The 24818-nt window shown below is 50.5% G+C and carries 19 protein-coding genes; 17 read left to right on the plus strand and 2 right to left on the minus strand.

What is annotated here, in order from left to right; all coding sequences use genetic code 11:
* The first annotated feature begins 136 nt into the window (after positions 1-136).
* The 11 genes from ACZ42E_RS00595 (at position 137) to ACZ42E_RS00645 (ending at position 17002) form a co-directional block, all read left to right on the plus strand.
* On the plus strand, positions 137-2347 hold the full coding sequence (locus ACZ42E_RS00595) for a copper amine oxidase N-terminal domain-containing protein (protein ID WP_464892536.1): 2211 nt from the start codon (positions 137-139) through the stop codon (positions 2345-2347).
* A gap of 124 nt (positions 2348-2471) precedes the next feature.
* On the plus strand, positions 2472-3545 hold the full coding sequence (locus ACZ42E_RS00600; RefSeq protein ID WP_464892537.1) for a TolC family protein: 1074 nt from the start codon (positions 2472-2474) through the stop codon (positions 3543-3545).
* Positions 3546-3660: 115 nt separating this feature from the next.
* Positions 3661-4752: an efflux RND transporter periplasmic adaptor subunit gene (locus ACZ42E_RS00605; protein WP_464892538.1), complete on the plus strand. Its 1092-nt coding sequence runs from the start codon at positions 3661-3663 to the stop codon at positions 4750-4752.
* Positions 4753-7842 carry an efflux RND transporter permease subunit gene (locus ACZ42E_RS00610; RefSeq protein ID WP_464892539.1) on the plus strand — a complete coding sequence of 1030 codons (3090 nt, stop codon included), beginning with the start codon at positions 4753-4755 and terminating at the stop codon, positions 7840-7842. It abuts the gene before it with no gap.
* Between the two features lie 81 nt (positions 7843-7923).
* Complete coding sequence (locus ACZ42E_RS00615) at positions 7924-8496, plus strand: TetR/AcrR family transcriptional regulator (RefSeq protein WP_464892540.1); 573 nt, start codon at positions 7924-7926, stop codon at positions 8494-8496.
* Between the two features lie 90 nt (positions 8497-8586).
* Positions 8587-11745: a S8 family serine peptidase gene (locus ACZ42E_RS00620; RefSeq protein ID WP_464892541.1), complete on the plus strand. Its 3159-nt coding sequence runs from the start codon at positions 8587-8589 to the stop codon at positions 11743-11745.
* Entirely contained in the window at positions 11742-11864 is a 123-nt protein-coding gene (locus ACZ42E_RS00625; RefSeq protein ID WP_464892542.1) for a hypothetical protein, read from the plus strand. Before ACZ42E_RS00620 ends, ACZ42E_RS00625 begins: the two co-directional genes overlap by 4 nt.
* Before the next feature lie 10 nt (positions 11865-11874).
* The gene (locus tag ACZ42E_RS00630; RefSeq protein WP_464893543.1) at positions 11875-12735 is read left to right on the plus strand and encodes a ParA family protein; all 861 of its coding nucleotides are present in this window, start codon (positions 11875-11877) and stop codon (positions 12733-12735) included.
* Positions 12728-13129 carry a hypothetical protein gene (locus ACZ42E_RS00635; protein ID WP_464892543.1) on the plus strand — a complete coding sequence of 134 codons (402 nt, stop codon included), beginning with the start codon at positions 12728-12730 and terminating at the stop codon, positions 13127-13129. The genes ACZ42E_RS00630 and ACZ42E_RS00635 overlap by 8 nt, the downstream gene beginning before the upstream one ends.
* Before the next feature lie 169 nt (positions 13130-13298).
* Complete coding sequence (locus tag ACZ42E_RS00640; protein ID WP_464892544.1) at positions 13299-14063, plus strand: transposase; 765 nt, start codon at positions 13299-13301, stop codon at positions 14061-14063.
* Between the two features lie 131 nt (positions 14064-14194).
* A complete protein-coding gene (locus tag ACZ42E_RS00645; RefSeq protein ID WP_464892545.1) occupies positions 14195-17002 on the plus strand; it encodes an S-layer homology domain-containing protein in 2808 nt (935 codons plus the stop codon).
* A gap of 52 nt (positions 17003-17054) precedes the next feature.
* On the opposite strand, the gene ACZ42E_RS00650 is transcribed toward ACZ42E_RS00645, so the two are convergent.
* The gene (locus tag ACZ42E_RS00650) at positions 17055-18809 is read right to left on the minus strand and encodes an aldehyde ferredoxin oxidoreductase N-terminal domain-containing protein (RefSeq protein ID WP_464892546.1); all 1755 of its coding nucleotides are present in this window, start codon (positions 18807-18809) and stop codon (positions 17055-17057) included.
* Positions 18802-19218 carry a 4Fe-4S binding protein gene (locus tag ACZ42E_RS00655; protein ID WP_464892547.1) on the minus strand — a complete coding sequence of 139 codons (417 nt, stop codon included), beginning with the start codon at positions 19216-19218 and terminating at the stop codon, positions 18802-18804. Before ACZ42E_RS00655 ends, ACZ42E_RS00650 begins: the two co-directional genes overlap by 8 nt.
* Before the next feature lie 385 nt (positions 19219-19603).
* Here ACZ42E_RS00655 and ACZ42E_RS00660 point away from each other — a divergent pair, with 385 nt between their 5' ends.
* The 6 genes from ACZ42E_RS00660 to ACZ42E_RS00685 all read left to right on the plus strand — a co-directional run bounded on the left by ACZ42E_RS00660 (position 19604) and on the right by ACZ42E_RS00685 (position 24816).
* Positions 19604-20023: a hypothetical protein gene (locus tag ACZ42E_RS00660; RefSeq protein ID WP_464892548.1), complete on the plus strand. Its 420-nt coding sequence runs from the start codon at positions 19604-19606 to the stop codon at positions 20021-20023.
* 86 nt (positions 20024-20109) lie between these two features.
* Positions 20110-20331, plus strand: a complete 222-nt coding sequence (locus tag ACZ42E_RS00665) for a hypothetical protein (RefSeq protein ID WP_464892549.1) — start codon at positions 20110-20112, stop codon at positions 20329-20331.
* Positions 20332-20409: 78 nt separating this feature from the next.
* A complete protein-coding gene (gene wecB, locus ACZ42E_RS00670; RefSeq protein ID WP_464893544.1) occupies positions 20410-21522 on the plus strand; it encodes a non-hydrolyzing UDP-N-acetylglucosamine 2-epimerase in 1113 nt (370 codons plus the stop codon).
* Positions 21523-21634: 112 nt separating this feature from the next.
* Positions 21635-23062 (plus strand): phosphoglucomutase/phosphomannomutase family protein, encoded by a 1428-nt coding sequence (locus tag ACZ42E_RS00675; protein WP_464892550.1) that lies wholly within the window; start codon positions 21635-21637, stop codon positions 23060-23062.
* Positions 23063-23100: 38 nt separating this feature from the next.
* Positions 23101-23697, plus strand: coding sequence for a response regulator transcription factor (locus tag ACZ42E_RS00680; protein WP_464893545.1), 597 nt, complete (start codon positions 23101-23103; stop codon positions 23695-23697).
* 399 nt (positions 23698-24096) lie between these two features.
* Entirely contained in the window at positions 24097-24816 is a 720-nt protein-coding gene (locus tag ACZ42E_RS00685; protein ID WP_464892551.1) for a double zinc ribbon domain-containing protein, read from the plus strand.
* The last annotated feature ends 2 nt before the right edge of the window (positions 24817-24818 follow it).

Below are 24818 nucleotides of genomic sequence, written 5' to 3' on the forward strand. Positions count from 1 at the left end.
CACCTCGTACAAAACCATGAAAGGGGGAATGAGAGAAGGAAAGCCATCTAGGGTTTGGACCACCTGGATCACCTGAAATAATGTACTTATAGTACAAAATCCAAAAAACATACCAAAGAAAAAGGAGGAAAAGAAATTGATAAAAGCAAGAAGCAAGAAACTCTCCATACTGCTCGTTCTTGCCATGCTCATGACCATGTTTGTGGGCTTAGGTACAGCAGGGGCGGCAAGCAGTTATAGCGTAGGACAACCGATGAATGTTGTAGTAGGTTCTAATGATGGCTATATAAATACTCTTAACATTAATGTAACAGCAGGATCTGTTTCTGGCGATGCTTATGCACGCTTAGAACTCCCGAGTGGCTTTAAAGTAAAAATTGCAAGCGGTGTGGCTGACAAGTTTGGTGCTGGTACTGAGATCGGGGTTCGTGTACAAGATGACGATGGGAACTGGGAAACATGGAAAGACTTTGAAGCTAATGGAAACCCTGAAACGCTCAATTTAACTGGACGCGTATTTGAATTAAGAATACAGGGAGCCAGTTCTTTAACAGATGATGGAAAAATTGCTTTTAGATTAGAAGACTTATATGTTGATGCTGGTTTTTCCGGTGAAGTAAAAATGAATATCGAAGCTTATCCTGGATCAGGATTAAGCAGTGGCGAAGTTATTATAGCTAAAGCAGGTGCGGGTGCTGTATCTCTGTCAATGGGAGATGTCAACACAATAACCACCTCAAAAACTGACATTGACAAGCTTTACATTACTGAAGATAGTCCTGGGGCGTTAGGAACTTCAGGTAGTGGCCTTAAACTAAAACTTCCTAGCGGTTTCACCTGGGTTGGTTACACTAGTGCTTCTAAGAATGTTATTTGGGGACAATCTGGTGCTACTTTGAATCTTTCTACTGAAGATGATGGAAGGACATTAGTTATAACAACTTCTAGCAAAACAACCAAAGCAACTAAGTTTGAGATAAAAGGACTTGGAGTTAAAGTAGATGAATCAGTAGCAAAATTAGGCGATGTTGTAGCAACTGTAGGAGGAAAAACTTCTTCTACTGTAAGTGAACTCTTAGTTGCAAAATATGGGGAATATAAGGTTATTGTAGAACCTGTTGGCGATGCTAAACAAGTAGTAGCTGGGAAAAAAGATCAGGAAATTGGTGCTTTCAGAATTAAAGAAGGCATTGCTGGCAGCTTGGTTGCAAACAGAACCATAACTCTTGAAATAATCGGAAATGCCAAATGGGAAGATGTGCCTGTACTAGATGGAACAAAGAGCAAAAATCATAATCTGGGGTCTTGGGAACCTGTAGGAACTACCGGCAAAATTATAAGAGCAACTGTAAATAGTGCTTCGACAAGTGCTGCTGATATGGTATTCCACAAAGCTGAACTGTCAGTTGCTGCAAGTGCTGCTCTTGATGGTGAAATTAAAATTAAAGCATATGGTACTGCTGGTTTAGAAGAAACCACTATTACTGTTGCTAAGGTTGTACCTCCAGTAGTAGGCAGTGTTGATAAGCCAGCTGATGTAAAAATAGGTGTAGCTGACCAGAAACTACCTGCAATAATCATTACTGAAACTCAAAAAGAAGCTATAAGTGCTAAAACAGGCGAAAATCAGTTGATGCTTGTATTCCCGCAGGGTGTTGTACCTAAAGTTGGCACAATGACGGTTGAAGTCTTGGAAGGCGATATGACTGTAGATATTTCTAGCCGTGGCGTAAACAAACTGAGTGATGGTCGTTGGTATGCTTTTGTAAATGTAAAGTCTACCAGCATGAAACCTGCAAAAATTAAGTTTGATAATCTGTATGCTACCGTAGACAGAACAGTAGCGGAAGGTCCGATTACTGTTGCGATAACTGGCTCTGCTGTTAATATAACTTATGCTAATGGAACTTTCCCTGGTGATCTCGCGGTTGGAGGAGTAACTGTTGCTAATGCCATCACCCCTGCTCCGGATGCATCCACAAGTGGTCAGTTCAAGATCGGCTCCAACATCTACTATGTTGGCAATGCTGCCAAAGTAATGGATGTAGCTCCTTATGTAAAGAATGGCAGAACCTATGTACCGATGAGATACCTCGGCGAAATCCTGGGTGCTGAAGTTGTATGGAATGACGCTGCAAGAACTGTAACCTTAACCAAGGGCAGTGATGTTGTGGTATTCACCATCGGCAGCACCACCTACACCGTAAACGGTGAAACCAAGGCTGCTGATGTAGCTCCTGAAATCGTAAGCAGCAGAACCATGCTGCCTGCTCGCTTCGTAGCTGAAGCATTCGGAGCACAGGTTGGCTGGGATGCAGCTACTAAGACTGTTCTCATTCAGAAATAATTAGGCCGCAAGGTCTGAAAAAACCCTGTACCGTAAGGTGCAGGGTTTTTCTTTGCTCATGGTTGACCCGCGGGTCGGAAAAGGGTTATAATGGAAAAAATATTAGGCGGGGAGGAAGAAGGTTTTGAAAAAAAAGCTTGGTTTTATTATTCTGGGAGTGTTTTTGCTCAATATTCTGGCATTTCCCCTTACAGCAGCAGCAGAGGAAAAGCTTACCCTGGATGAAGCAGTTATGCTGGCTAAAAAGAACAGCAAGAGTTTGCAGAAGCTGGAGCTTGATATTGAAAGGACCGAAGAAGTGAGGAAATCAGCGGCGGAAAGGGTAATGTATATACCCTCCGGGCCTACGGACCCGGCAGTGGCGGCAGCTTGGACGGGGCTGGTAATGACTGATGTATCCCTCATGATGGCGAAAAAGAGCCGGACTTTGGAAGAAGACAGGATTTACATGCAGGTTTTGCAGAAGTATCTGGAAGTTCTGAAAGCCAAGGAAGCTTATGATTGTGCCCTTCGCTCGAAGGAAGTGGGGGAAAAGAGCTTTCGCATAAGCATGTTTTCCTATGATGCCGGCGTGATAAGCAAAAACCAGCTGCAGCTTGCCAGTGCGGGAAACCGGACGAATGACAGGGCGCTGGCTGCGGCAAAGGTAGAGCTTGACAAGGCTTACCAGGACTTGAATCTCCTGCTGGGATTTTCCCCGGAAAAAAGGTATGAACTGGTGTGGGAAGAAGGGTTTGCTCCCCTTAATGTTGATAATGTTGACATGGAGATAACTAGGATAATGGACGGCAATCCGGCGGTCTGGCTGGCAGAACAGCAGGTAAACCTTGCCAAATTGAGCCTTGATTTGTACAGCTGGAGTGATCCCAACCGTGAGCCGTACAGGGCCAAAGAAATAGATGTGGAAAAGGCAGAGCTCAATGCCCGGACAGTGAAACAGCAGATGCGGGACGGTTTGTACAGCATGTACCAGTCCATCAAGCAGCTGGAGGAAGCCTACAATCTTGCCCTGGAGTCTGTAAATATGGCGGAGATGGAATGCCATAACACGGAAGCCTTGTATAATGCAGGCATGACTACCGCACTTGAACTTGACAAGGCGAAACTGAAGCTTGCAAAGGCCAGGGCAGATTTGAACAAAATAGCCCTTCAGCACCATGTCTTGAAATACGCTTTCTATCATCCCTGGGCCAACTGAAACACGGGGACGGTTCTCTGTTTCACTTCCCAGCAGGGTGAAAGAGGAAGGGGACGGTTTTTGGGCTCTTTTTTAGAAACCCAGAAGCCGTCCCCTAAAAAAGGAGGGGAGTTTTTTGGACAAAAAGAGAGGGAGTAAGTGCCTGGCAGCTTTGCTTGTATTCATGCTTTTTATCCTGCCGGGCTGCAAGAAGAAGGAAGAAAAGGAGAAGGAGACTCCGCTTACGGTTACCGTGGCTGAGGCCAAAATGCGGGACATTGTGGAGAAGGTTAGGTATGCCGGCTTTGTAAAAGGGGCGTCGGAGGTTGCGGTTTACCCGAAGGCAGCCGGCAGGCTGGCAGCCGTCTATGTTAGGGAAGGGGATTATGTAGAGAAGGGGCAGGTTATAGCGGTAATTGACAGCAGCGACTATGAGGTGGCCCTCAGGCAGGCGGAAGTTGGCCGGGAGATGGCGGAGGTGCAGCTTGAGAATGCGGAGACAAACCTGGAGAGGACCCGCATGCTCTATGAGGCAGGGGCTGCTTCCAAACAGCAGCTGGAAGCGGCAGAAACGGCAGTAGAGTCGGCGCGTCTGGGGGTAAAGCAGGCTCTGGCAGCCATTGATGCGGCATCTGTCCAGGTGAACAACTGCACGGTAACGGCTCCCGCAAGCGGGGTGGCCGGCAGGGTAAATGTGGCGGAAGGGAGCATGGTTTCCTCCCAGGTGCCTATAACTACCCTGGCGGATGTTTCTTACCTGCAGGTGGAGATTATGGTGGGGGAAAGCGACATCAACTACCTGGCTTCAGGCAGGGAAGTGGAGGTAGTCATAAAGGCGGCCCGGGAAAAGGCGTACCGGGGAGTGGTGGACGCGATATCCCCCATTGCGGACCCGGTGAAGAAAGGTTACCCGGTTAAGGTGCGGATTGCTGACAAGGATGACAGGATAAAGCCCGGCATGTTTGCGGAAGTGGAAATAGCGGCGCGCAGCAAGGGTAATGTGCTTTCTATACCCAGAAACGGGGTGGTGCCGAAGGGCTCCCGCACGGTAGTTTTTGTGGTGGACAGGGACAGCAGGGCGCGCATGAAGGATGTGGAGACTGGCCTTGAGGGCAGGGATTATGTGGAAGTAAAAAAAGGCCTCAGGGAAGGGGAAAAGGTTATCATAAAGGGGAATACCCTGGTGGATGAGGGAACCCTGGTTAAGGTGGCTGGGGGTGGCAGATAGGTGAGAATAGTGGAATTTGCGGTAAAACGTCCGGTCACCATGACTATAGCCATAGCGGTCCTCCTCATCCTGGGCTTTTTTACCTATTCCAGGCTGCCGGTAGACCTTTACCCTGACATGCAGCTTCCGGTAGCCCTGGTCATGACTTCTTACCCGGGTGCGGGGCCGGAAGAGGTGGAGGAAAGGGTAAGCAAGCCGATTGAGGGGACTATAGCTACGGTAAGCAACATAAAGAAGGTGCAGTCGACTTCCAGTGCCGGAAATTCAATGGTGGTAGCCTATTTTGAATGGGGAACCAACATGGATGCGGCCATGCAGGACATAAGGGAAAAGCTGGGGCTGGTTGAAACCTGGCTCCCCAAAGAGGCGGAAAAGCCGATGGTTTTGAAGATGGACCCCAGTTTGATGCCGATTGTGCAGCTGGGGGTAAGCTCCAGGGAAAATCCGGACAAGCTGCAGGACATAGCGGAAGACATTATTATCCCGCGTCTGGAGCGGATTCCGCAGGTGGCCACCGTTTACGCGACCGGGGGGGACACCCGGGAGATAAAGGTGGAGGTGGACCCGGTAAAGCTCGAGAGCTACGGCCTTTCTATGGCGCAGGTAGCCCAGGTCCTGCAGATGGAGAATTTCAACCAGTCAGCCGGCACGGCGGACAGCGGGGACAGGCAGTATTTTGTCCGCAGCCTGCAGGAGTTTGAAAAGGTAAGCGACATCGGGGAGGTGGCTATCCTCACCGCGAGCGGGAATGTGGTGTACCTCAAGGATATTGCCACCATAAGCGAAGGATACAAGGACAAGGGGCAGCTGACCCGCATAAACGGGGAATCGGCCCTGGGCATCCATGTGATGAAGCAGACCGGGGCCAACACGGTGGCAGCCAGCAAGGCGGTGCACCGGGAGATTGAAAAGCTCGAAAGGGAGCTGGGGGATGATATCGAGATAAAGGTTATCTTTGACCAGGCCGATTTCATAAAGCGGTCGATAAACAACACGGTGCGCATGATTCTGGAAGGATCGCTCCTTGCCATGCTGGTCCTGTTCCTTTTCCTGCACAACATGCGCAGCACCCTGGTCATTTTTACATCTATCCCCCTTTCCATAATTGCCACCTTTATCCTGATGTATTTTACCGATTATTCGGTAAACCTGCTTACCATGGGCGGTTTGGCCCTGGGGGTAGGGCGGATTGTGGACGACTCCATCGTGGTTTTTGAAAATATCTACCGTCACCGGAGCCTGGGGGTACCTCCCCTGGAAGCGGCGGTAAAAGGGGCAAGTGAAGTGGGAGGGGCGGTTCTGGCGGCTACCCTTACCATAATTGCAGTATTTTTCCCCATCGTTTTTGTGGAAGGGCTGGCTTCGGTAATATTCAAGCCCCTGGCGGTTACTATCTCTTTTGCCATCTTCTGTTCGCTCCTGGTAGCCCTGACGGTTATCCCCCTGCTCTCTTCCCGGGTGCTGACGGACAAATCCATGCAGAGGGCAGCAGAGCCGAAGGGAAGGATTGGGGGGGCTGTCAAGAAGTTTGCCGATTTTATGGACAACCTGGGAGAAAGATACAGGGATTTCCTTGCCCGGGCTTTAAAGAGGCGCAAGCTGGTGGCGCTGGTGGTTACCCTGCTCATGGCAGGTTCGCTCCTTGCTGTCCCCCTTATCGGGGCGGAGTTTATGCCCATGATAGATTCCGGGGAGATTTCGGTCAAGATAAAGACGGACCGGGGAAGCAGCCTGGCGGCTACCGACAGGATAACCAGGGAAGTGGAAGATAAAATCCGGGAAGTTCCCGAGGTAGAGGTTATTTTCTCCAGCGTGGGGCAGTCCAGTTTTATGATGACTGGAGGGGGGCACAGCGACAGTTCGCTCCTCTATGTAAAGCTTACGGACAGGAAAAACCGGGAGCGCAGGGTAGACATAATAGCGGAAGAGATAAGGAAAAAGCTGCAGGATATCCCGGGAGCCAGGATTGAGGTCAGCGTTCTTGACCAGACGAGCGGCATGATGTCGGGAAGCGGAGGACCCATAAATATCCAGGTGCGGGGGGATGACCTTGCCACATTAAAAGAGATTTCCGCACAGGTTACGGAGATTGTAAAGAAGGTTCCCGGCACCCGGGAGGTCACCTGTTCCCTTACCGACGGAAGCCCGGAGATGAGGATAAAGGTTGACCGCAAACGGGCGGCAGCTTTCGGCCTTACCCCGGCGCAGATCGCGAATGAAGTAAAGAATGCCCTGGAAGGCACGGTGGTTACCCGCTACAAGGCGGAAGGGGAAGAGGTGGATGTGCGGATTAGGTATGTGCCAGCTGGCTATCAGGATATAGACTGCCTTAAGAATTTGACTATCATGTCCCCGATGGGCGGGGTCAAGCTTTCTTCCCTGGCTGTTTTTGAAATGGCGCAGGGGCCGATAAGCATAACCCGGGTAGACCAGGTAAGGCAGGCGGATATAAACGGGTATCTTTTGAACCGGGATTTAAAGAGCGTCATGGATGACATAAAGAGGGAAACCGACAAGCTCACGCTGCCGGCCGGGTATTCCATCGAGTTCGGCGGGCAGGCGGAAGACATGATGGAAAGCTTCTCCAGCCTGGCGGTGGCGCTGCTTCTTGCTATCATACTGGTTTATGCGGTAATGGCCGTGCAGTATGAGTCGTTCTTCAACCCGTTTGTCATCATGTTCTCCGTGCCGACGGCCTTTATCGGGGTAGTCCTGGGGCTGCTCATAACCGGCAGGAGCTTCAGCGTCCCGGCGTTTATCGGGGTTATCATGCTGGTCGGGATAGTGGTTTCCAATGCCATCGTTTTTGTGGATTACCTGAAGCAGCTGAGGGAGCGGGGGATGGAAAGGGAAGAGGCCATTCTGGAAGCCGGCAGGGTAAGGCTGCGTCCCATACTCATGACCGCATTTTCCACCATCCTGGCCATGATGCCGCTGGCCCTGGGGCTGGGCGAAGGCGGCGAATCCCAGGCCCCCCTGGCCACGGTAGTTATCGGCGGGCTTCTGGTATCTACCCTCATAACCCTGGTGCTGGTGCCGGTAGTCTATTCCGTATTTGACGACCTGGCCCAGCGCATAAGAAAGCACTAAAGTGAAACGCAGGGACGGTTCTCTGTTTCATTTTGAAACAGAGAACCGTCCCCTGTTTCAGCTCAAGAAGGGGTGAGAAATGTGGCGGAAAAAGATAAGCGGGAACTGATACTTGAGGCGGCAGTCAGGGTGTTTTCCCGGCGGGGCTATCACAAAGCCAGGATGGAGGAGATTGCCCTGGAGGCCGGAATAGGCAAAGGCACCATATATGAGTATTTTGACAGCAAACTGTCCCTTTTCCAGGAAATGCTGGAAAGGAGCCGGGATATATATTATAATTCCCTTATCGGCGAGCGGAAGGAAGACTTGAGTTTTCGGGAAAGGCTTAAGGCGGTATTCTTGAGCCATATCAATTTCTGCCGGGAGCACAGGGAGCTTACCCGGGTAGTTTTCTGGGATACGGAAATTATGGATGAGGAGCTGAAAGCCTGGTGCTATGAAAAGCGTAAGGAAAAAGAGGAAGAGTTCAAAAAGGTCATCGCAAAAGGGATGGAAACCGGGGAGATAAGGAGGGTAAACCCGGAGGTGTTAAGCCTTGTCATATCCGGCATCCTGGCTTCCATCTGGGCACCGCTTACCCTGGAAAACTGGGAGATAGAAGCGGAAAAACTGGCGGATGAGCTTATAGATATCGTCTTCAGCGGGATAGGATGAAACAGGGGGACGGTTCTCTGTTTCACCAGGGCCCAGGGAAGGGTTCTGGCGGTCCCGCATGCAGATTTTTGACAAAAAAGGTGGGGAGTTATGAGGAGAAGGTTGGTTCTGGCAATCGCGGTTTGTCTGGGGCTGTGGTTTTGTCTGCCTTCTCATGCGGTCCTGGCGTTTTCGGACACTAAAGGGCACTGGGCGCGGATGCAGATTGACCACCTCAACGCGCGGGAGATTATAAACGGGTATCCGGATGGGAAGTTTCGTCCGGACAGCTATATTACCCGCTCTGAGTTTGTTACCATGCTCATTAAGGTGGTGAACAGGGGGGAGGAGGCGGAAAAGCTTAAAGGGGCCTCTTCTTCTTTCAGGGATGTGCCGCCTGGCTACTGGGCAGGTGGCTATATTGAACTGGCGCGCGAACTTGGCTACGCAAGCGGGGATGGGGAAAGGTTTTACCCGACAAGGTACATAACCCGGCAGGAAGCGGCAGCCATGCTGGCAAACTGCCTCTGGGGCATGGGGGCAGCAAGGGAAAGCGGAGAGACTGCTTTTGCCGACAGGGATGAAATAGCGGCCTGGGCCAGGAATGCGGTGGCCTGGGGGGCAAACTACGGCCTTATTGCCGGCTATCCGGATGGGACTTTTAGGCCGGAGAGAAACCTTACCCGGGCGGAAGTGGCTTCCCTGATGGAGGAGTTTCTGGATATTACCGGGCAGAAGCACCATTTTTACGGGAAGCTGGTAGGGCACAATGTTTACCTGAAACAGGTGCGACTGGAAACTGCCTGGGGAGATGAAGTTTTTGCCCTGGATGACAGGGTACGTATTTACAGCGCAGGCAGCAGGGAGCCGGAACCGGATATTAAGGTTTTGCCGCTTGCGGGGTATTTTGACCTCAACCGGCAGGGGAAGATAGCTTTTATTTATATAGCTGAAAAAGAGGAAGGTGCCAGGATAGAGCTTAATCTGGCTGCGCTGAACGGGCAGAAAGCCAGAAGCGAGGGGGAAGATGTCCTGGTCAGGCTGGAAGGGGAAGATGAGCTGCCGGAAGGGAAAGAAAAGGCTTATCCGGGCCGCAGCCTGGAGCTTACCTGGCAGGCGATGGCTGGCGAAGCTTTTTACCGGGAAACCAAAGCCAATGGGCGGGGACAGCTTATCGCGGTTATCGACAGCGGAATAGACGCGGGACATCCGGATTTTTTGAAAACGGAGGATGGCTTTGCCAAAATTGTGGATTTTATAGACCTTACGGAGGAAGGAAAAGTTTATTTCAGGAACTGGGGGCCAGCCAGGGAAGGTTTTTTGCATATTGACGGGAATAAGGTCGATGTGCGGGCTATTGCCAATAAAGATGCCGATTATATGTGGGGGTACCTGCAGGCAGGGCAGCTGCCTTCTTCGATAAGGGCAGACCTGCCGGCTGACAGGTTTCTGGTGGTGGCCACAGCTTCCCGCTATCCGGGGTATTATGACACGGTTTATATCGACACCAACGGCGACGGGCAGATTAATGACGAAAAAGCCCTTAAAAAGTACAGCCTGGAACACCAGGTGGCAACTATAGTCGACCGGCAGGGGCGCAGGTTTAACCTGGTGGCAGCGGAAATCCCGGAAAATAAGGGATATATGGTCTGGGGCTTTGACAGCCTGGGCCACGGCACTGCAGTGGCCGGGGCAGCGGCGGCCAGCGGGGTAGTAAAAGGAATAGCCCCGGGAGCCCAGCTGATAGCGATAAAAGTGATGGATGGCATGGGAATGGCGTATTTGAGCCACCTGGAAGAGGCTTTAAAGAGGGCGGCCCAGGCCGGCTCCCGCATTGCGGTTGTAAGCATGGGGCAGTACAGCCTGACCAGAGAGCAGAAGGATTATATAAGGCGAATTGCCGGGCAGATGTACTACCAGTACGGCATGATTATGTGCCTGGCAGCCGGCAACCAGGGGCCGGGGCTGGGTACGGTAGCCCAGACTTCGGCGGTGGGCGGGGTTATAAGCGTGGGGGCTTATGCGACTCCGGAGATGCTTGCCCACGATTACGGGCTTGCGGTGGATGAGCCTATCATCTGGTATTTCAGCTCGGCCGGGCCGGGAAGCGACGGCATGGCATCCCCGCTGGTGGTAGCTCCCGGCAGTGCCTGCACCACTTATCCCCTTTGGAGCGGAAGCCCTTATAAGCTGGTGGAGGGGACCAGCATCGCGGCTCCCCATGTGGCAGGGGGGGCAGCCCTCCTTATGCAGGCGATGAGCGGAAAGCTCCACCGGCACGACCCGGCTCTGGTCTACCACAGCCTGCTGGCAGGAGCGGTGAAGCTTCCCGGCTATCAGGCAGCAGAACAGGGTTTTGGGGCTGTCAACCTTTACAACTCCTGGCGGGAGCTTAAGCTGCACAGCAAGAGGCCGGAAGGGTATGTGCTGACCCAGAGCAGTGCGGCGGGGGAAAAAGGCTACGGCTTTTACAGCCGGGAGCTGGTGCCTGGAAAGCTTAAAGTGGACATCAAAAGCTATGTAGGGGAAACGAAAAGCCTGGCCGTGGGAGCTCTGGGCGATTTTATGAAGCCTGAGCAGTACGGGGTTACCATTGCCCCCCGCGGGGAGAGAAGCCTTTTAGTAAACTACAGCATTCCTGATGAACCCGGGCTTTACAGCGATTTTATAGTGGCTGACGACTATGATACGGTAGGCTGGGATGCCTTTATCCTGCAGACGGTAGCTGTGCCTTATGATCTGGCTCTGCGGGAAGATAAAAGCTTAAAGCTTGCTGGAAATCTTAAAGCGGGCAAGTTCAAGAGGTATTTTATAAAGGTGCCGGCAGGCATGGAAAAGCTCCATTTGCGGCTTTTGTGTGCGGAAAGCGGGCGGGTAAGGATGCATGTGGTATCCCCGGACAGTAAGCAGGCGGTGAGCACCTATGCCGGGGTAGGGGAAGCCAACACCGCTTCTGAAGTGCAGCTTATATTCCCCAATCCGGCAGCTGGCACCTGGGAAGTAGTGGTTTACAGTTCGGCGACCTTGAGCCTGTATGGGCTTAAGGAGTCTTTGTATACCCTGGAGGCTTCCCTGGATGGGGAAGTTAAGCCTGAAAGCGGCAAGCCTTATCAGTATCTGGTGACTGCCTGCCGCTCATTAAAGGCGGAAAGGGCAGGCACTCCCCTTACCCTCTTCTTCTGGCACTACAATACGAAACTTCCAGGGGAAGGCATGGCTTTGCTCGAAAACCGCTTGTACGAAATCATCGGCGGCCGGGTAGTCAGGTGAAACAGGGGACGGTTTTGGATATTGTCATATATACTCCTGCCGAGTGGGAAACCTTTAAAGATGATATGTCCAGTTTGGCAGGCATTATTAGCAGAACGGGGGTAAGTTTGCTTTGTTGAGGTGAAGGCGATGCCGAAGATTATAAGCCTTATAAATCTCAAGGGCGGGGTGGGTAAAACCACCCTCACGGTAGCTCTGGGGGAATTTTTCAGCCTTCTGTACGAACTTAAGGTTTTGATAATTGATACCGACCCCCAGACCAACGCGACCGTCGCGCTTATGGACGAGAAGGAGTGGAAGCGGCGCAATGTCAAGGGACAAACCCTCCTTGGTATTTTCAAGGATGCGGTGGACAAGTACCAGGTTTTTTCGGCTAAAGAGGCGATTGTGAAGAAGGTCTCCAATATCGGGGGAGGGATTGACAATCTTCACCTTCTGCCTTCCAGCCTGGATTTGATTGAGTTTCAGGAAGAGTTTTTGTATAAGGCTCACAATTACGCAGAAGTTTTTAAGCCGTCCCTGCTTAAGGAAAGGCTGGCAGAAGTGCTGCCTTTTTATGACATGGTCCTTGTCGACTGCCCTCCTGACCTGGGGTTCATTACCCGCAATGCCCTTTATATGAGCGATTACTACCTGATACCGGTTATCCCGGATATCCTTTCTACTTACGGCATTCCCCAGATTATAAGCCGGGTTGAAAAATTGAAGAGGAAAACCGGTGTCGGGATTGAACCGCTGGGGATAGTGGTGAGCAAGTTCCGGATTCAGTCCAGCATCCACAAAGGGCAGCTCAGCTTGCTTAAGGCCAGGGCACGGGAGGCTGGCTACCGCAGGGTTTTTGACACGGTGATTTCGGAAAACAACCAGGCAGCGGCGGTGATGGATTTTCATCATTCTTTTGGCCGGCTGGAGGATAAGTATGGCTATAAAAATGAACGGCCCTACAGAGAATATAGGGCGCTGGCGGAGGAGGTCTTATCCTATGTCTAAGGATCTGGCAGCAGCGATGGCGGATTTTCTGAGGATTTTGGCGCTGGAAGTGGAAAACAACCGGAGCCTGGCCAAAAGGCTTGCGGTCCCTTTTGAGGATTTTCTGGAGGAGGTCAGGGAAAAAGGGGCTGTTAAGGAGAAGAAGGGGAAAAAGGCAAAGGCGGCGCTGCCGGAGGGGTTTGACCCGTTCCAGGTCTATTATGACCGGGGCAGGGTAGGGCTTTATGAAGCTTTGTCTTCTTTTGACACTGCTGCCCTTAAGGCGGTGATTGCCCATTTTTCCCTGGACCCTTCCCGAAGCTACACCAGGTGGCGCAAGCCGGAGAAGCTTATGGAATTGATTGTGGAAAAAGTAAAGGCAGGCGCGGAAAGAGGCAAGGCTTTTGGTGATTGAAACAGGGGACGGTTCTCTGAAACAGGGGACGGTTCTCTGTTTCACTAAAGTGAAACAGAGAACCGTCCCCTGTTTCAATGCGTCCCCTGTTTCATCAACCTGTTTTATCTGTTTCGGGCTTGACATTTTTTGCCTTATAATGTAGATTTATGAAAAAGGAGGGAGGGGTATGCCCAGGGGAGCCCGGGTGAGGAGTGAAAGCGGTATATATCATGTTATGATGCGGGGGGTAGGAGGGCAGGATATATTTGTAGAAGATGAGGCCTGCATTAAATATTTGGAGATACTGGACAGGTATCGCAGGGAATGCGGGTTTGAGATATATGCATACTGTTTGATGAGAAATCATCTGCATTTATTGATAAAGGAAGGGATGGAACCGCTTTCCCGGAGCGTGAAGCGGATAGGGGTGAGCTATGTTTACTGGTATAACTGGCAGTACGGGAGAAAGGGGCATCTTTTTCAGGATCGCTACAGGAGCGAGCCGGTAGAGGATGATGCCTATTTTTTGACTGTACTGCGCTATATTCACCAGAATCCTGTTAAGGCGGGAATAGTGGACTATGCAGGAGCCTACAAGTGGAGCAGTTATGGTGAGTATTTTGATAGGCCTTTTCTTGTAAATGCCGATTTTGTTCTGGGGATGTTTGCCCGGGACAGAAAAGAGGCGTTAAAAATGTTTGCGGAATTTAATAATGAGGTAAATGATGGTGTATGTCTGGATGTAGATGACGAAAGGGACAGTATGCTGCCGGATAAGGAAGTAATGGAACTGGCCAAAAAGATGTATGGGCTGGACTTGGCCAGGATAAGGGATGTTTCGCCGGCCAGGCAGAGAGAGGTTCTGCGTTCTTTGAAAAAGGAACCAGGGATTTCGGTAAGGCAGCTGTCCAGGCTTACCGGGTTAAGCGTAAGCCGGGTTTTCCGGGCTTGAAATTGGCGGAAAGGTAAAAATTTTTGCTTGACAGGGAAGGAATTTGTTGTAAAAATATATATAAATGGAATTAATGAAAAATAAAGGGATATTTTGCATGATTATGGCAGGCAGTCAGGGGGGGAGGAAAAGTGGGGAAAAGAGGGCGCAGGGCGTCTTTTTTTGTTTGGGGAATTTTTGCGGTTTTAGGATGGCTGGCAGTTTGGGGCAGCCCTGCTGCAGCGTGGGATGCTGAGGGAAGAATTGAATATCTAGAGGCAGGCGATGGATATAGTTTTTCGGCTCCGGATGCAGCCGGGGATACAGCGGTCTGGAGCGAGAAGGTAGGGGGAATCCAGCGGGCCTGCTTTTTTGTTGTCGGAAAGAGCATGCCGCAGGTTCTGGACGCGGAAACTCAACTGCCCAATGCGGAAAAAGTGAGGGTAGACGGGGAGATGGCTGTTTACCGGGATAGCAGCAAGAATCTGTGTTTTAAGAACTGGAAAACCGGACAGAAGGGGTTGCTGGCAGCAGGGGAGATAAGCCCTTTTTTCCGGATAAGCGGAGGAAAGGTGGTATATTTTAAAGGCTCTTCAATAACCAAGGAATGTGTTTTGCAAACGATAGGGAAAGCTGGTGGACAGACGCTTTTTTCTGACAGTGTGAAGGATATGTGTTTTTTTAACCGGGATGGATTAAGCTGGCTGGTGTGGATAAACGGCAGCGGGGTTTTGAAGTTTATGGATATAAATGAAAGGCAGGTAAGGGAGGCATCGGGCATAAGGCCGGTTTTTGGCATGATCAGCCTGTGGGGAGATACTCTGGTTTATGCGGAAAGCGGCACGGGAAAGCTTTTCAGGGTGAGGCTGGGTGAGGAATTAGTGCCGGAGTATTTGGGGATAGATGTCGATGCGGGAAAAAGTTTTGTATATCTTTATGGGGATTTTGTGTATTACAGGATGGGTGATAATATCTGCCGGTTTAATATGGCTGCCGGAACCGGGGAGGAGGTTCTGGCAAAGGGGGTAAAACCTCTCTGTTTTGCCACCAGCGGCACAGATTTTTTCTGGCTTGATGAGAACTACAAGCTTGTCTGGCATGCGGGGCTGGCCTTTTTGAGCCTGGAGCCTTCCGGAATGAGGATAAAGAAGGGAGAGGAGCGTGAGTTCAGCCTTAAAGCGCTTTACCGGAATGGATGGGAGGAGGAGGTATCTGAACAGGCAGCCTGGGAGACAGAAGGGGAAGGTGAGGTTTATATAGCAGGAGGAAAGGTTAGGGGGATAAGGGCAGGAGATGTGCTGGTTAAGGCTTTTTATGAAGGAAAAGAGGCTGCAGGCGGGGTGAAGGTGGTTGAACTTACCGGCCTCAGGCTGGTTCCTGCCGGGGAGGCGGTTATTAAGAAGGGGCAGAGCCTTCCTCTGCAGCTTGGTGGGGTTTATTCGGACGGCGCTTTTGAGGTTGTGGAAGAAGGGATAGCATGGATAAGCCGGCTTGAAAATCCAGTTGCAGATGGGGTTTATTATGGGGAAAAGGATGGAGAAGATGTGCTTACTGCCTGTTATGGCGGTTTGGAGGTCAGCTTAGATATAAAGGTGGAGGGGGAAAATGCAGCTGCAGGCGGGGAAAATGGAAGCGGGGATGAAAGTGAAGGAGAAGAAGGGGCAGGGCAGGAAGAGTCCCCGCAGGCTGGAAGTGGGAAAGAAAATGGGGGTTCTGAAGGGGAGACAGGTGATAAAACAGGCGAAAAAGGCGAAGATAGCGGAGGAAAAGGGGAAGATGCTGGAGGGGATAGTACTTCCGGTTCCGGGGTAATTAATAATGGGCCTGGCAGGGAAGATGGTTTGCCGGAAAATAAAGATGATGGTAAAAGCCAGGGTTATGAGGGCAAAAAAACGAAAGCCTGGGAAGATGAGAAAGCTGTGCCGGCTGTTGCAGAGGCGAATGGGGTTTTGGTTTTTGAGTTGGGAGAAGAAGGGGAAGTGGTTTTTAAGGGGAAGGTTTTGAGGGGTCTGGAAAACAGGGAAGTGATTGTGAAGAAGGATGGAGTTCTTATAAGGTTTGAAGGTATTGAAGTAAGGGATGAAGATAAAGCTTATCTGGCTGCTGGTTTAACGGAGGTTAAAGAGGAGAATGCATCTTCAGCCTATCATGACCTGAAGCCGGCCTCCAGCCTGTGGAAGCTGGAGATTAGAAAGGAAGGGCTTGCCGATAACCTCAGGTGTTTTATTATGCTGGATAAAGGCAGGGATTTTGAAGCTTCAGAAATGATAGCCGGCTTTTTTAAGGGGAAAGGTGATAATTTTCTCTATGCCGGGATAGCAAGGGAGAAGGATGGTTTATGGATTTTGGAGTATAGAGGGGATGGGGTATACGGGATTTTTTATGTTAAGGCAGGTTTTGCTGATTTAAAAGGCCACTGGGCAAAAGAGGCGGCAGAGTTTCTGGCTGTCCATCATGTGGTGGCAGGAAAGAAAAAGGGGGTTTTTGCTCCGGATGAGAAGGTAAGCCGGGCAGAGGTGGCAGCCATGCTGGTCAGGATGGAGGAAGGAAATGGCGGTTTCCTAAGCGGCAAAAAAGGTGAAGAGGGGGCAGGGTTTGCTGATGTCTCACCTGGTGCCTGGTATTATGATGCGGTAAGGAAAGCGCAGGGAAATTCCTGGCTTGCGGGAAGGAACGAAAAGGCCTTTTTACCTGAAGAGGGGATTACCCGGGAAGAGATGGCAGCTGTCCTGTACCGGTTTATGGGAGAAAATTTGCTCAGAAGCAGGGAAGGGGAAAGCGATGCAGGATTTGTAGATGAGGATGAAATGGCTCCCTGGAGCAGGCAGGCGGTAAAAGAGCTTTTGGGAATGGGAATTGTCAGAGGTATGCCGGATGGCCGCTTCTGCCCGCGGGATAAGCTTACCCGGGCCCAGGCAGCCTCCCTGCTGTACAGGGTTTTTAAGTGGAAGTACAGATGAAACAGGGGGACGGTTCTCTGTTTCACTTTGGTGAAACAGAGAACCGTCCCTTTTATTCCTGCATCAGTTTTTCAACCCGCATTATGTAGCAGTCCAGAAGGTCCTGCATGATGTCGGGGTCCATTTTGCCCCCGTGGTATTCGGTTTGGAAAAAGCGGGATGGGAAGCGGAGCTTTCTAAAGTCAAAGCCCAACTTGTATTTTATGGAAAGTTTGAGCTTCAGGATTTCCCGGGCTGTTTTTAAAAGCTCTTCTTTGCTTATATCGCGGCCTACAGCTTTAAAGGCTTTTTCTACCATGTCGACTGTATATACGTTGCGGGCAAACAGGCAGATTATAAGGCTGTTTAGCAGGCAGCGCGCCACTTCTTCGTTGAATATGGCATCTACGAACTGGTCGCGGTCTTCGATGCTGTATTTCTGGTCTGCGGCATAACCGGCATTGTCCAGGTGGGAATGCCTGGCGCCCACAGCCTGTCCCAGAACTGCGCCGTAGCCGGTGTGATAGCCGGTCATTTCGTGTTTGCCCAGAGCCATGGCGTAGTCCAGGCCGCCGTATTTGCCAGCTGCCTCTTCTACTCCCAGACGCAGGGTTTGATAAAGTTCATTGTCGTTTTTAACAAGGTTTTCCAGGACTTTGAGGTAGCCTTCCGTATAGCCGAATGCAAGGCTGGTTCCGAGGTCTTCCTCTTTTAACAGGCCGTTTTGATAGGCTTCGGTCATCCATCCCATTAAAACCCCGGCGGAAAGGGCGTCGAACCCGTAGTTTTCAACCTTTTCCAGGATGCGGAAAAATTCGGCTTTGGTCCGGGTGCCGATAAAGCTTCCCAGGGCGTAAATAGGCTCATAGTCGTAGCTTAAGGAATTGGAAGCGTATTCATGGCTGTACTGGTCGAACATGGTGCGGTACTGCCCGATGTGGATGCATCCTACCGGACATCCGACACAGGCCATTTTGCGCACCAGGGCTTCTTCGGCAAAGGCTTCCCCGGAGAGTTCCTCCGCGAATTCAAAGCTGCCGGAGGTCAGGTTGCGGGTAGGAAGAGCCTTCATGTCGTTTAAAGGCAGCACATTGGCGGGGGTTCCCAGGTCGTGGTATTTTTCCATGATTTCTGTATCCGTGACCTGTTCATAGATTTCCCGGTATACCTGGCGGTAAGCCTTGAAGCAGGAGGCGGGGATGGGATAGTAGTTGTCCCCGCTTACCACTATGGCCTTCAGGTTTTTGCTGCCGAAAACGGCCCCTGCTCCCAGACGTCCGAAGTGCCGGTAGGTGTCCACATTTATGCCGGCAAAGCGCACCATTTTTTCTCCTGCCGGGCCGATGCGGATTATGGAACGTATGCCGCGTGTCCCTTCTTTTTCCCTGAGGTAGCGGCCGGCTTCTTCTACTGTAGTGCCCCAGAGGGGGTCAGCATTTTTGATGGCTACCTGATGGGAGCCGATGGTTATGTAAACGGGGCGGTCAGCCTTGCCCTTGATTATGACGGCATCATAGCCGGAATAGAGAAGGGCCATGGCCAGCCTTCCGCCGGCATAGCTTTCGCCCAGGTTGCCGGTAAGGGGGGAACGGAAAGCACATACGGTTTTGGTTATTACCGGGTAGATGGTGGAAAGGGCCCCGATAGCAAATATTATCGGCTGTTCGGGGGAAAGCGGTTCCTTATCGTAGGCCAGCTCTTCATCCAGGAGCTTCATGGCCACTCCTACCCCGCCCAGATAGGGGACAAGGTCTTCCCGTTCCTGGATTTCAAACTGGCGGGAAGTCAGGTCTATTTTTAAAATCCTTATGGCCGGAAGGTTAAGCATCTTCTTCCACCTCCACCAGGGTTATTATATCATGAGGGCAGTAGTCGGCACAGATGCCGCAGTGCAGGCACATGATGATTTTTCTGGTTTCCGGGTTCATCTTTATATAACCTATGGGGCAGGCATTTATGCAGTCGCCGCAGCCGTTGCACCTGGAAGGAGAAAATTTTACCCCTCCGCCAGGCCGGCCAGCAAGGGCCCCAAAACGGCAGCTCTCTGCACAGGGGGGATTTTTGCAGGAGCGGCAGATATCTGCGGTCATCTTGCTCTGCAGGCCGCCGCGGGTCTTGATGCGGATGGCGGCATACTGCAGGGAAAAGGTTTTAAAAACTTCACGGGCACAGGCCTGCATGCAGGAATAACAGCCTATGCACCGTTCCATTTCTCTGGTTTTGAGCACTCTGGGCATTAAGGTACCCCCTTTTTAAGGCTAATTTGTGATGGAAATAACTTTTATGGTATTGTACTATATTTTAAGGGATGAGGAAACTGTAAATGCCGGGAGGAATTAAGGCGGAAAGCAGCTAAAAGCGGGAAATCAGCTTTTAAGCGTAAAAACTTGTGAAAACCGGGAAGGATTAAGGCGGCAGGCGGTGAATTTTTACAGGGTGGTTTTTGAAAAGGGGCCTAAAGTAAAAATATTTCTAAACCCTGCCGAATTGAACATATGTTTGAAACAGAGAACCGTCCCCTGTTTCGCTTGACAAAAATTTCTTTATAATATAGCTTTTTTAAAAAGCAGGGAAAAAGCGGGGCTATGGAGCTGTCCCGCAGGCTTTAAGGGAGGGAGTTTGATGGATAGGGCTTTGGTGGAGAAGGCCAGGGAACTTTTAAATGCAAATTATATATCCACGACTTTGAGCACGGTGGATAGGGATTATAATGTAAATATTGCGGTGATTTCGATTCTGGAGATGATTGACGATGAGACGATTATCTGCGCACGTTTTGGGGCAGATAAGACATATGCTAATCTTAAGGAAACCGGCAAGGGTGTATTTATGGTATTGCTGACAGACGGGGAAAAGAGCAAGGACGGGATAAGGGTTTATGTTGAACTGATAGGCGATTATACGGAAGGGGAATACTATGAAAGGATAAGGGAAAGGCTTTTGAAAACCAGGTATGCTTCTTTCCCCCTTAAAAACTGCCTGGTGTTCAGGATTACAGATATACTTCCCGTATCGATGCTCAAGAAGGGACAGGATGGATAAAAGCAGAAAGAGGCTTTATTGTTTGCGAAAATTTGCATACCGGCAGACAGTAAGCAGGGGTTTGGCTGCTGCCGGGAAAATTGCGAATGGACGGAATGCTTAAAGCTTGCGGATTTGTAATATACCCGCTGGCAGGCGGGAAAGCGAAGCGCAGGATTGAGAGGGGGATTGCCGGGCATATAATATTAGTATGCCTGCTTCATAGGCAAAATGGGGACATCAGCATTATACACGGCGGGTTTGCCGGTTTTAAGACATGCCGGCCGCCCTGGCAAATAAAATATTCTTCAGCTGTGCTAATATTTTGAACATATGTGTGAAACAGAGAACCGTCCCCTTGTTTCACAGGAGAAGGAGGAAGGAGCTTGATACATTTAGGCAAGGTTATGGTAGTTTTCGGCACGCGGCCGGAAGCGATCAAGATGGCACCGGTGGTGAATGAGCTTAAACAGGCGGAAGACCTGGATACGGTAGTGGTAGTTACCGCCCAGCACCGGGAGATGCTGGACCAGGTTTTGCACCTTTTCAATATTAAACCGGATTATGACCTGGACCTTATGCGGGAGGAACAGGATCTTTTCAGCATAACTACCGGGGTTTTAAGCGGGATGAAGGATATTTTGCGCAAGGAGAAGCCGCAGCTGGTGCTGGTGCACGGGGATACCACGACTACCTTTGCCGCTGCCCTGGCGGCTTTTTATGAAAAGATTCCGGTAGGGCATGTGGAGGCAGGTTTGAGGACCCGCAACAAGTATTCGCCTTTTCCGGAAGAGATGAACCGCACCCTGGCCGGGAGGCTGGCGGAGATTCATTTTGCCCCTACTGATACGGCGCGGGAAAACCTGCTGGCAGAATCTACAGCTTCTTTTAAAATCTGGGTAACGGGGAATACTGTTATTGACGCCCTTTTGGCTACTGTAAAACCTGATTACCAGTTTGGCGAGGAATTTAAGGGGATTAATTTTAATAACCGCATCCTTCTGGTGACTACCCACCGCCGGGAAAACTGGGGAGAAAGGATGAAAGGTATATATGAGGCCTTGATTGATCTGGTGGAAGAGTTCCCGGATGTGGAGGTAGTTTTCCCGGTGCACAGGAATCCGGTGGTAAAAAACCTGGCGGAGGAGATGCTGGGAGGCAGGGAGCGGATTCATCTTCTGGAGCCGCTTGATTATGAACCTTTTGCCAACCTCATGAATGTATCTTATCTGGTCCTCACGGATTCGGGGGGGCTGCAGGAGGAAGCACCATCTCTTGGCAAACCGGTTCTGGTCTTGCGGGATACTACCGAGCGGCCGGAGGCGGTTAAGGCTGGCACCGTCAAGCTGGTGGGGACGGTAAGGGAGAAGATTTATGCGGAGGCCAAACGGCTGCTTACCGATAGGGAAGAATATGAAAGGATGGCCAGGGCTATCAATCCTTATGGTGATGGCAGGGCAGCCAAAAGGATTGTCAAGGTTATCCGGGAATTTTTATATGTGCGAATCGGGGCGAGCTAGAAGGATTTCTGGCTTGAGGGGCGAATTTGACGTAAGGTAGGGTATATTGTCTGAAATTATCTACCGGGGCCAAAGGAGCTGTCCCTCTGGTCCTGCAAGGAGGAAAAGCTTGATGCCGATAAAGTTTGGAACTGACGGCTGGCGGGCAGTGATGGCTGATGAGTTTACTTTTGCAGGCTGCCGGGCAGTGGCACAGGGCATTGCTGCCTATGTAAACAGCCGCAATCCTGGTAAAAAAGGGGTTGTCATCGGCTATGACAACCGCTTCATGTCGGAAAGTTTTGCGCATGAATGCGGAAAGGTTTTAGCTGGCAACGGGATAAAGGTATATATAGGGAAAAGGGCTATGCCCACCCCGGTTACTGCTTTTGCTATCAGGGCACTGGATGCGGCCGGGGCAGTCATGATTACTGCCAGCCACAATCCGCCTGAATATAATGGGATAAAGTTTATACCGGAATATGCAGGGCCGGCTATGCCTGATGTTACTGATATTATAGAACAGCAGGTAAACCGGGCCATGGAAACCGGCAAGGTCTATGAGCTGAGCGTGGTGGAGGCAGAACGTTTGGGGCTTTGGCAGGAGATAGAGATGGAAGATGCCTATATTGAGCATGTGCTGGGGCTTATAAATAAGGAATGCTTTGCCTTAAAGCCGCTAAAAGTGGTGATTGACCCTATGTATGGGGCAGGCATCGGCTATCTGGACAGGATTCTGGAAGGCCTGGGATGCGAGGTCAAAACGGTTAACAACTACCGGGACCCGCTTTTTGGAGGGTCTATGCCGGAGCCTGTCGATCGCCTGCTGGGAACCCTTAAGAGGGCGGTGGTTGCCTATAATGCGGATATTGGGCTGGCTCTGGATGGCGATGCCGACCGCTTCGGGATTATCGATGGGGAAGGCAATTTTGTATCAGCCAATGAGTTTATGTACCTTCTGCTTCTGCACCTTTTAAAGACTCGCACTTATAAGGGGCCAGTAGCCAGGACGGTGGCTACTACCCATATGCTTGATTTTATAGCCAGAAAATTCGGCCTGGAAGTTATAGAAACACCGGTAGGGTTTAAATATATAGGAAAATGCATGCGGGAAAAAGGGTGCCTTATGGGAGGGGAAGAGAGCGGAGGCTTGAGTATTTTCGGGCATGTTCCCGAAAAAGACGGCATACTTGCCTGCCTGCTGGCTGCCGAGATGCTGGCAGCTTCCGACAAGACTATTGCAGAGCTGAAAGCGGAAGTTAGAGAAGAATACGGAATGCTTTTTAGCAAACGTTTTGATATAAAGGTGAGGGAGCAGGAAAAAGCTAAGATTATGCAGAATATTGAAGAATATATGCCCCGTTTGGTAGCTGACCTCAAGGTAACTAACATAAGCACCCTGGATGGGAAAAAGGTGGTTCTGGAAGATGGCAGCTGGTTTCTGGTAAGGGCTTCCGGGACAGAGCCGCTGTTCAGGGTTTATTTTGAGGTTGATGAAGAAGACGGGATGGAAAAGATAAAAGAACAGGTTTTAAAGGAGCTGGGGTTTGCTTATCTATAGGATGTTCCGTCTGGCGAGGAGGAAAGAAGTTGGATAAGGTGAGGGTAGTGGTGGCAGATGACAATGCTGCCGTACGCGAAAGGCTTAAAAAACTGCTGAAGTCTGATCCGGGGATTGAATTTTTGACTGAAGTGGGGGATGGGCAGGGAGCCATAAATATGGCCCGCAAGATAAAGCCGGATGTTATCCTTATGGATGCCAATATGCCGGGAACGGATGGCATATGGGCAAGCAGGGTGATTTTGCGGGAATTTCCGGAAATCAGGATAATAGGGCTGGCAGTGCTGGAAGATGAAGCAAGTGAGATGTTAAAGGCGGGCGCTTGTTTTTGCCTGTTCAAGAATGTTGTGGAGGAACAGCTTCTGGAGGCAGTACATAAGGCATTTGAAGAGAGAGATGAGGATTTGGAACCTGCTGATGAGGAAGATTTTAAGGACAGGGATATGAGGCTTACCAGGCGGGAAAGGGATGTGCTGGCCTTTATTGCGGAAGGAAAAAACAACCGGCAGATTGCAGAAGCTTTATGTATAAGCGAAAAGACGGTAAAAAACCACCTGACTTCCATTTTCCGCAAGCTGGGGGTGCAGGATAGGACCCAGGCAGCCCTGTATGCCCTGAAAAAAGGAATTGTTTAGGCTGGTTTTGTAAATTATGTCAGTAATCGGCATATCTCCTTTTCGCATATTTATGTATTAAAGCGGCGGAAAGGAGTTTTTTTATGCTCACTTTTCTCAAACTGCTGTGTTTTGCCATCTGGGTGGTTATGATGGCAGCTCTTATTGTCGGCAGCCATCTGGTGGAAGATAAAAAGGGGAAAAAGGTTAAAGGGCAAATGTGAAGAAAGGAAGCTGTGAAACAGGGGACGGTTCTCTGTTTCACTGAGAAAGCTGTGAAACAGAGAACCGTCCCCTGTTTCACTCTTTTAAAGGTTTGGCGGATTATGTTATAATAAGTTATTATCCTGTCTATTTTGTAACAGTTTTATACAGATATGAATAATATGTACTGTAAAGTTTTGGGGTGGGGTAAGGAAAGTGCTTGATTTTTTGCTGGATATCATTTTTCCTATGGATAGATGCAGCCTCTGCCAGAAGCCGGGGAGGTACAGTACAGCCAGGCCCTGGTGTGATGAGTGTGAAGAGGCGATAAGGAATATGCATGAAAAGATGCATATATGTGACCGGTGCGGCAAGGTTATAGCTGAGGACAAGTTTTTGTGCCGGGACTGTATGGAGAAAGAGCCGCCTTTTGCTATTGCCCGGGCTGTAGGGCCGTATGAGGATTCCTGCCGTATTGCCATAAAGGTTTTGAAGTTTCTGGGCAAAAAAAATCTGGCGGTGGTTATGGGAAGGATGATGGCGGAGGTGGTGGAAAAGGAGCCCCGCTTTTTTCCCATTGACCTCATAATTCCGGTCCCTGCCTCCAAGGGGCATATAGAGCAGCGGGGGTTCAACCAGACCGCCGAGCTGGCCAGGGTTATCGGCAAGCATCTCAAAGTAAAGATGGATGATAAGGTATTGATAAGGGTAAAGGAAACCCCTCCCCAGAGGGAGCTTTCCCGGGAAGAGAGGGAAAAAAACCTGCTCTGCGCTTTTGCGGTGCAGGATAAAGAAAAGATATATAGAAAGAATATATTACTGGTTGATGATGTGTATACCACCGGTTCCACCAGCCGGGAATGTTCCCGGACGCTCCTTAGGGAAGGGGCGGAAAGGGTGGCTGTTGTCACCTGGGCTACTGGACATGGTTTTTAAGG

The organism is Thermosyntropha tengcongensis, assembly GCF_055381335.1.

What these genes read in the sequence shown, in the direction of transcription:
- ACZ42E_RS00620 (WP_464892541.1), top strand. Translation starts at nt 8,587, where the DNA reads ATGAGGAGAAGGTTGGTTCTGGCAATCGCGGTTTGTCTGGGGCTGTGG.
- ACZ42E_RS00630 (WP_464893543.1), top strand. Translation starts at nt 11,875, where the DNA reads ATGCCGAAGATTATAAGCCTTATAAATCTCAAGGGCGGGGTGGGTAAA.
- ACZ42E_RS00635 (WP_464892543.1), top strand. Translation starts at nt 12,728, where the DNA reads ATGTCTAAGGATCTGGCAGCAGCGATGGCGGATTTTCTGAGGATTTTG.
- ACZ42E_RS00640 (WP_464892544.1), top strand. Translation starts at nt 13,299, where the DNA reads ATGCCCAGGGGAGCCCGGGTGAGGAGTGAAAGCGGTATATATCATGTT.
- ACZ42E_RS00650 (WP_464892546.1), bottom strand. Translation starts at nt 18,809, where the DNA reads ATGCTTAACCTTCCGGCCATAAGGATTTTAAAAATAGACCTGACTTCC.
- ACZ42E_RS00655 (WP_464892547.1), bottom strand. Translation starts at nt 19,218, where the DNA reads ATGCCCAGAGTGCTCAAAACCAGAGAAATGGAACGGTGCATAGGCTGT.
- ACZ42E_RS00660 (WP_464892548.1), top strand. Translation starts at nt 19,604, where the DNA reads ATGGATAGGGCTTTGGTGGAGAAGGCCAGGGAACTTTTAAATGCAAAT.
- ACZ42E_RS00665 (WP_464892549.1), top strand. Translation starts at nt 20,110, where the DNA reads ATGGACGGAATGCTTAAAGCTTGCGGATTTGTAATATACCCGCTGGCA.
- wecB (WP_464893544.1), top strand. Translation starts at nt 20,410, where the DNA reads ATGGTAGTTTTCGGCACGCGGCCGGAAGCGATCAAGATGGCACCGGTG.
- ACZ42E_RS00675 (WP_464892550.1), top strand. Translation starts at nt 21,635, where the DNA reads ATGCCGATAAAGTTTGGAACTGACGGCTGGCGGGCAGTGATGGCTGAT.